This window comes from Burkholderia sp. HMSC10F09, assembly GCF_001806955.1.
Taxonomy (GTDB): domain Bacteria; phylum Pseudomonadota; class Gammaproteobacteria; order Burkholderiales; family Burkholderiaceae; genus Burkholderia; species Burkholderia multivorans.
Map to the genome: position 1 here is coordinate 21,315 of NZ_KV786491.1, position 8,128 is coordinate 29,442.

At 67.9% G+C, this 8,128-nt stretch carries 5 protein-coding genes and 1 pseudogene; 2 read left to right on the plus strand and 4 right to left on the minus strand.

The annotated features are described in order from the left end of the window. Positions 1–118 precede the first annotated feature (118 nt). From HMPREF3115_RS00515 to HMPREF3115_RS00530, 4 genes and pseudogenes are all read right to left on the minus strand, one after another. Complete coding sequence (locus HMPREF3115_RS00515; protein WP_070553162.1) at positions 119–1,069, minus strand: choline ABC transporter substrate-binding protein; 951 nt, start codon at positions 1,067–1,069, stop codon at positions 119–121. Positions 1,070–1,169: 100 nt separating this feature from the next. Then, on the minus strand, positions 1,170–2,168 hold the full coding sequence (locus tag HMPREF3115_RS00520; RefSeq protein WP_006396291.1) for a GlxA family transcriptional regulator: 999 nt from the start codon (positions 2,166–2,168) through the stop codon (positions 1,170–1,172). A 109-nt stretch (positions 2,169–2,277) separates the two neighbouring features. Beyond that, positions 2,278–3,174 (minus strand): choline ABC transporter permease subunit, encoded by an 897-nt coding sequence (choW, locus tag HMPREF3115_RS00525; RefSeq protein ID WP_070553164.1) that lies wholly within the window; start codon positions 3,172–3,174, stop codon positions 2,278–2,280. After that, positions 3,167–4,452 (minus strand): annotated as a pseudogene (locus HMPREF3115_RS00530) (glycine betaine/L-proline ABC transporter ATP-binding protein); the annotation flags it as partial. The pseudogene HMPREF3115_RS00530 and the gene choW, both read right to left, overlap by 8 nt. Positions 4,453–4,899: 447 nt before the next feature. Between HMPREF3115_RS00530 and HMPREF3115_RS00535 the strand changes: the two are divergent. Further along, a complete protein-coding gene (locus HMPREF3115_RS00535) occupies positions 4,900–7,860 on the plus strand; it encodes a DUF2339 domain-containing protein (protein ID WP_070553166.1) in 2,961 nt (986 codons plus the stop codon). Further along, on the plus strand, positions 7,857–8,128 hold a 272-nt coding region (locus HMPREF3115_RS00540), incomplete at its 3' end, for a DUF3999 family protein (RefSeq protein WP_141751606.1). The genes HMPREF3115_RS00535 and HMPREF3115_RS00540, both read left to right, overlap by 4 nt.

The window sequence follows — 8,128 nt, forward strand, 5'->3', positions numbered from 1 at the left end:
TAGCGCCGCACGCGATTGTTCCGACGAAAAAAACCGCGCGCAGGCGGCGCCGGCCGCCATACTCGCGGGGGTATCGCGCGGCCGCTGCCCGGGATGCCCCAGCAGCAGCGCGCGCCGCTTACTGCACGCCGAGATAGGCCTTCACGGCCGGCAGTCCGGGCTTGCCGTCGATCGTCGTCACGCCGGCGAGCCACTTGTCGAGCGACTGCGGATTCGCCTTCAGCCATTCCTTCGCGGCCTTGTTCGGGTCTTCCTTGTTCATGATCGGCACCATCACGTGGTTTTCGATCGACGTCGTGAACTGCAGGTTCGACACGAACTTCGCGACGTTCGGGCAGCGCTGCGCATAGTCGGGCGGCGTGGCCGTCAGCACCTTCGCCTCGCCGTAGTTCGGACCGAAGACGTCGTCGCCGCCGGTCAGATAGTCGATCTTCATCTGCACGTTCATCGGGTGCGGCTCCCAACCGAGGAACACGATCCACTGCTTGTCGCGGATCGCGCGATTCACCTCGACGAGCATTCCCGCCTCGCTCGACTCGACGAGCTTGAACTTGCCGAGGCCGAACTGGTTCGTGTCGATCATCTTCTTGATCAGCGCGTTGCCGTCGTTGCCCGGCTCGATCCCGTAGATCTTGCCGTTCAGCTTGTCCGCGTATTTCTGGATATCCTGGAACGACTTCAGGCCGCCCTGATAGACGTAGTCGGGCACCGCGAGCGTGTATTTCGCGCCGGTCAGGTTCGGCGTCGCGAGCACCTTGATCGTGCCGGCCTTCGTGAACGGCTGGATGATCGGGTCCATCGTCGGCGACCAGTAGCCGAGGAACACGTCGATCTGCTTGCTCTTGATCCCCGCGAACGTGATCGGCACCGACGCGATCGTCTTCGTCGGGTTGTAGCCGAGACCTTGCAGTATCGTCGACGCGAGGCCCGTGGTCGCCGCAATGTCGGACCAGCCGACGTCCGCGAACCGGACGTTCTTGCACACCGGCGGATCGGCCGCGTACACGGTCGACACCGGCGCGGCGGCGATCCCGACGCCACATGCCGCTGCGATCAATAGGCGCTTCATCTGTCTTCTCCTCAATGTGATGCTGTTTGCACGAGTGCGGGATCGTTGATGGACACCGCGCGCCGCGATCCCGGCGGCGTCGCGGATGGTGTTGAAGCCGTCAGCGGCCGGGCAGCCGGCGCTCGTAGCTCGGCGCGTGGCCGAACTGCGCGCGATAGGCCTTGCTGAAGTGACACGGCGAATGAAAGCCGCACACGGTCGTCACGCGCGCGATCGACGCGTCGGTCGTGCGCAGCAGATCGCGCGCGCGCTTCAATCGCAGCGTCAGGTAATAGTGCGTCGGCGACACGTTCAGATACACCTTGAACATGCGCTGCAGATGCCGCTGCGACAGCCGCACGAGCCGCGCGAGCTCCTCGAGCGACAGCGGTTCCTCGATGTTCGCCTCCATCAGCCGCACGACCTCGATCAACTCCGCGCGCGAAAAGCCGACGCGCGCATCGACCGGAATCGGCTGCGTATCGGTCGAGCTGCGGATGCGTTCGAGGATGAACTGCTCGGACACCTGCGCGGCGAGCTGCTGCCCGAAACGCATGCCGACGAGGTTCAGCATCAGGTCGAGCGGCGCGGTGCCGCCGGTGCAGGTGAGCCGGTCGCGATCGACGACGAACAGCTCGTCCGCGAAGCCGACCTGCGGAAACTCGGTATGCAGCGCCGACAGGTTTTCCCAGTGCACGGTGCAGCGGTAGCCGTCGAGCAGCCCGCTCGACATCAGCGCATAGGCGCCGGTGCAGATGCCGCCGAGCGGCAGCCCGCGTTCGGCGAGCGCGGCGAGCGTGTCGCGCGCGACGTCGTCGACGACGTCACGGATGCGAATGCCGCCGCACACGATCATCACGTCGGGCAGGCGCGTGTAGTCGAGCGCCTGCGTGGGCCGCACCGCGATGCCGTTGCTCGCGTGCACGGGCGCGCCGTCGAGCGAATAGATCGACCAGCGATAGTGGTCTTCGCGCGCGACGTAGTTCGCCATCCGCAGCACTTCGACCGCGCTCGAGAACGCGATCATCGAGAAGTTCGGCAGCGTCAGGAAACCGAAGTGTGCGAGGGACGAAACCGGTGAAACGCAGGCGGCGGGCGCGACAGCGGCGGCGGACGTCACATCGCTCTCCTATCGAGAGGTTGCACAAAACCTGCCCCGCGGCGCGAACAGCGGGAGCAGGAACTGGACGAGGGAGAGGCGGCGGGACGAGGCGCCCGCCGCCGGGCGATCAGGCCTGCGCGGGCGCGGCCTTCACGCGAAACAGCTGCTTGAGTCCGGCGAACAGCGGTGCCCGCGCGGCGCCCGGCGCACGGCCGAAGCTTTCGGTGATGCGGTCGAGAATGATCGCGAGCAGCACGACCGACAGACCGCTTTCGAAGCCGAGGCCGATATCCAGGCGCTGGATGCTCGCGAGCACGTCGTTGCCGAGGCCGCCCGCGCCGACCATCGACGCGATGACCACCATCGACAGCGCCATCATGATCGTCTGGTTCACGCCCTGCATGATCGACGGCAGCGCGTTCGGGAACTGCACCTTGTACAGCAGCTGCCACGGCGTGCAGCCGAATGCCTGGCCGGCTTCGACGATCTCGCGGTTCACGTGGCGGATGCCGAGGCTCGTCAGACGCACGGCCGGCGGCATCGCGAAGATCACCGTCGACAGGATCCCCGGCACGCGGCCGAGACCGAACAGCATCGCGGCCGGAATCAGATAGACGAAGGCAGGCATCGTCTGCATCAGGTCGAGGATCGGACGCACGATGGCGGCGACCCACTTGCTCTTCGCGGCCCAGATGCCGAGCGGAATGCCGAGCACGAGGCTGATGATCGTCGACGACAGCGTGAGGCCCAGCGTGATCACCGTCTGATCCCAGAAGCCGGTCGCAAAAATCAGCAGCAGCGACAAGGTGGTGAACAGCGCGAAGCGCCAGCCCACGCGCCACAGCCCGATGCCGATGAAGAACGCCATCATCAGCCACATCGGCACGGCCTGCAGGCCGTGCTCGATCAGTGCGGCCAGCCCTTCGATCGCGCGACCGATCGCATCGAACGTCGCGGCATCATGGTCGAGCAGGTAATGAACGGACTGGTCGACCCAACTACCGAGCGGAATCATTTCAGACATGGGAGCCTCGCGAACGCGTGATGGCCTTCAGGATGAGCGCGCGGTCGACCGAACCGCAGTAGCAGCCGTCGTCGTCGACGACGGGCAACGCGTTCGGGCTCGCGACCACGCGCGCGACGACGTGCTCGAGCGACGCGTCGCGGCGGATGCTTTCGATCGGACGCAGCGCCGGCGTCGTGCTGCCGATCGCGTCGCGCGTGACGAAGCCGCGGATCTTGCGTTCGGCGTCGAGCACGAATGCGTATTCGGCGCTGCCGTTCAGCGATGCGGCGACGTTGGCCGCGTCGAACTTCGACACGAGCGGCACCGCGCCCGTCTGCATCAAGTCGCCGGCCGTCAGGTAGCGGCTGGTGTCGATGCCGTCGAAGAACGCGCGTACGTAGTCGTCGGCCGGGTTCGCGATGATGTCCTGCGGCGTGCCGACCTGCACGAGCCGGCCGCCTTCCATGATCGCGATGCGGTTGCCGATGCGCAGTGCTTCCTCGAGATCGTGCGACACGAACATGATCGTGCGGCGCTGTTCCTTCTGCAGCTGAAGCAGCACGTCCTGCATTTCGCGGCGCTTGAGCGGATCGAGCGCGGAAAACGCCTCGTCCATGATCATCAGCGACGGGTTCACGGCCAGAGCGCGGGCGAGGCCCACGCGCTGCTGCATCCCGCCCGACAGCTCGGACGGCAGCTTGTGCGAGAACGGTGCGAGGCCGACCTGCTCGAGCACCTCCATCGCGCGCCGTTCGCGCTCCTTCTTCGCCATGCCGGCGACCTCGAGGCCGAATGCGGCGTTCGACAGCACGGTGCGGTGCGGCATCAGCGCGAACGACTGGAACACCATGCTCATGTCCTTGCGGCGCAGCGCGGTGAGCGCCGAGCGGCGCGCCGACGCGACGTCGAGCCCGTCGATGAGCACCTTGCCGGCGCTCGGATCGACCAGCCGGTTCACGAGGCGGATCAGCGTGGATTTGCCGGAGCCGGACAGGCCCATCAGCACGAAAATTTCGCCTTCCTGCACGTCGAACGATACGTTATGCACGCCGACAACCTGGCCCGTGCGCTTCAGTACCTCGTCCTTCGTCGCACCGGCAGCGAGCATGTCGAGCGCCTGCTGCGGGTTGCTTCCAAACACCTTGCACAGACCTTCGACTACGACCTTGGGGGCATCCATCGAAACCTTCTCCTCGTGTAGCGGGGACTCACGCGTGTCACAGCGTGCCTACATAGTTGCCAGAAAAAACCCGGGCCTGCCGACGAATTACGACAAACGCTTGCGCAAATACGACACGGCCCGCGGCCGCGCCGCGCCTCGCGCCACACGGCGCGGCATCCGATTGCGGCGATGCAAAACGCGCTGCGCCAGCAGCGACGGGCGATCGCGTACGCGCTTGTGCGCAGCAACGCACGATTCGTCTGACGACGTTTTGCGACAAGCGCGTTCGCCTGCGCGTCGCTTTACGACAATTTCACGTCCGATCGGCCGCATTCGCGGATAAAAGCATGACCGTGCAAAAAGGCCGCGCGCGCGTCGCGGCCAACGCGGCAATTGCGGGCAGCCGCTGTGATACATTCCGGGCAAACCCGCAGCCCGCCATGACGGCGCGATCGCCGCGACACAACGATCGCGCACACACGACACCGCATGCCGGTTCGCCTGCCGGCTGCAGCATACCGCCTCGATCCGCACGCGTAGCGATCGAAGGACGATAACGATATGAGAGAGGGAACTAGGCGATGAACTGGGCCTTTGCCGCAATCGGCTTCATCGTGGGCGGCATCGCCGCCCTGATCGAGAACGTGTCGCTCGAAACGGGCGCGCTGCTCGGCGCGGCCGCCGGCTTCTATCTGGGTCACCTGCTGAAACGACGCGGTCGCGACGATCGCGCCGCCGCTGCGCCGGAGCACTTCGGCGCGCACGACGCGCAACCGCCTGCCGCGACGCTCGCCGAGCGCGTCGCGCGCCTCGAAGCGACCGTCGATACGCTCACGCGGGAGCTCGCGTCGTTGCGCGCGCAACTTGCCGGTGCGAAGACGGGCGCGCCATTGGAGAGCTACGAAGATGCGGCGCCGGCCGGGTCGTCCGCTGCATCGCCTTCCGAAGCGGACGACGTCGCACCGGTCTCGCCGTCGCCGGCCATCGCCGCGACGCCGGTCACCGCCGCCGTGCAAAGCACCCGCGCGCAAACCGTTGCGCACGCACCCGCTCCTGCCTCTGCCCCGGCTACCGGGAGTGCCGCAACGCCGCCCGATCGCACCGGCGCCACGCCGACGCCTCGCGAACCGGGCCTCGCCGCCCGCGCGCTCCGGGCCGCGCGCGAGTGGCTGTTCGGCGGCAATACGGTCGTGCGCGTCGGGATCGTCGTGCTGTTCTTCGGCGTCGCGTTCCTGCTGAAGTACGCGGCCGACAACGATCTGCTGCCGATCGAATTCCGCCTCGCCGGCACCGCGCTCGCCGCGACCGTGCTGCTCGCGCTCGGCTGGCGGCTGCGCGCACGTCGCGCCGCTTACGGGCTCGTGCTGCAGGGCGGCGGCGTCGGCCTGCTGTATCTCACCGTGTTCGCCGCGACGAAGCGCTACGAGCTGCTGCCCGTCGGCGCCGCCTTTGCGGTGATGGTCGCGATCTGCGCGCTGAGCGCGTTCCTCGCGATCCGGCAGAACGCCATGTCGCTCGCGACGATGGGCAGCGCGGGCGGCTTTCTCGCGCCCGTGCTGCTGTCGACCGGGCACGGCAACCATGTCGCGCTGTTCGGCTACTACGCGCTGCTGAACGCCGGCATCTTCGCGATCGCATGGTTCAAGGCGTGGCGTCCGCTGAACCTGCTCGGCTTCGTGTTCACGTTCACGATCGGCTCGCTATGGGGCGCGATGTCGTACCGCCCCGCGCTGTTCGCCAGCACCGAGCCGTTTCTCGTGCTGTTCTTCCTCATGTATGTCGGCATCGCGTTGCTGTATGCGGTGCGGCGCGAACTTGCGCTGCGGCACTACGTGGACGGCACGCTCGTGTTCGGCACACCGCTCGTCACGACCGCGCTGCAGGCGGCGCTCGTCGCGGACGTTCCGTTCGCGCTTGCGTGGAGCGCCGTCGCGTTGTCGGCGTTCTACATCGCGGTTGCCGCATGGCTCGCGCCGCGGCGCGCACGGCTCGGGCTGCTGTTCGAATCGATGCTCGCGCTCGCCGTGATCTTCGCGACGCTCGCGGTACCGCTCGCGTTCTCCGGCCCGACGACAAGTTCCGCCTGGGCGCTCGAAGGTGCGGCGCTCGTCTGGCTCGCGGTACGCGAGAAGCGCATCGTGCGGTTCGGCTTCGGCCTGCTGATGCAGCTCGCGGCAGCCGGCGCGCTTTGCGTGGGCCTGCTCGTCCGCGACGATGGCGCCGCGCTGCCCGTGCTGAACAGCGTGTATGTCGCCATGCTGCTGATCGCGCTCGCCGGCGTGTTCACCGGCTGGTGGCTGCACGGCCGCGACGATGCGCGTGCGTGGCACGCGTGGATGCCGGCGATCGGCATCGCGGCGGCCGCGTGGGGACTGCTGTGGTGGATCGGCGGCGGCGTGCATGAAATCCTCGCGTACGCCGCGCGCCGCATCGATCCGCATCGCGATCGCTTCGTCGTCGACGCGTTCGTGCTGTTCGCGGCCGGCACGGCATCGCTCGCGCATATTCTCCGCCGCCGGCTCGCATGGCCGATCGCCGAATGGCCCGCACTCGCGCTCGCGCCGGCCCTCGCGTTGCTCGCGGTGTACGCGTACGCACTGTATGAAGCGCCGCTGTCCGGGATCGGCGCACTCGCGTGGCCGATCGCCGCGATCGCATGCTACGTGCTGCTGTGGCGCCAGTCGCGCAGCACGGTGAACGGCGATCCGGCCACCGCCTCGGCGCCCGATCGCATCGTGCGCGCGCAGACGTTTGCGATCGCGCCGCTGCATACGCTGATGTTCTGGACGCTGTGCGGACTATGCGCGCTGGAAGGGTTCTGGCGCCTGCGCGCGTTCGTGCCCGAAGGCGCATGGAGCTGGAGCGCGTGGGCATACGGCTTCGGTGCGCTGCTGCTGCTCGTCGCCGGGCCCGGCGCGCGGCTGCGCTGGCCGGTTGCCGCTTTTGCGCACGCCTATCAGATCGGCGGCGCCGCACCGCTCGCCGCGCTGCTGTGGCTCTGGAGCATCGCGAGCGTGACGAGCGACGGCGACGCCGCGCCGCTGTTCTGGCTGCCGCTGCTCAATCCGCTCGACGTCGCGCAAGGCGTCGCGTTTGCGGCGGTCGCCGTATGGCTGCACCGGCTGACGGCGCTCGGCATCGCGTGGCGCTCACGCGCAGTCGACTATGCGATCGGGGCGACCGTATTCCTGTGGTTCAACGCGCTGCTGCTGCGCACGCTGCATCACTGGACCGGCGTGCGCTACGCGCCCGGCCCGATGGTCGAGTCGATGCGCGTGCAGGCCTCGGTCTCCGTGTACTGGACGCTCTGCGCGCTCGCGACGATGATCTGGGCGACGCGCCGCGGACGGCGCGCGCTCTGGTTCGTCGGCGCGGCGCTGCTCGCGCTGACGGTCGTCAAACTGTTCGTGTTCGATCTGTCGCACGTGACCGGCATCGAACGCATCGTGTCGTTCATCGGCATCGGCGTGCTGCTGCTGTTGATCGGCTATTTCTCGCCGCTGCCGCCGAAGGCCGCGGCCCATCGGGAAGACACGCGATGAAACCGTTCGCCGCCCTGCTTGCGCTGAGTCTGTCGACGTCGTTCGCGACGGCCGACGCCGCGACGCCCGCCGAACGCGTCGCACAACGGTTTGCGCTCGACCTCGACGGCAGCGCCGCGTACTACCAGCTCACCGTGCCGCAGGCCGTCTATGCGGCGAGCCGGCGTGACGATCTCGGCGACGTGCGCGTGTTCAACGGCGCGGAGGAGCCCGTCCCGTACGCGCTCGACGCACGCGCGGCCGCGGCGCCGGCCGCGCCGCCGTCGCG

Coding starts and splice junctions, on each gene's coding strand:
- choW (WP_070553164.1), bottom strand. CDS start 3,174: ATGTCTGAAATGATTCCGCTCGGTAGTTGGGTCGACCAGTCCGTTCAT.
- HMPREF3115_RS00535 (WP_070553166.1), top strand. CDS start 4,900: ATGAACTGGGCCTTTGCCGCAATCGGCTTCATCGTGGGCGGCATCGCC.
- HMPREF3115_RS00515 (WP_070553162.1), bottom strand. CDS start 1,069: ATGAAGCGCCTATTGATCGCAGCGGCATGTGGCGTCGGGATCGCCGCC.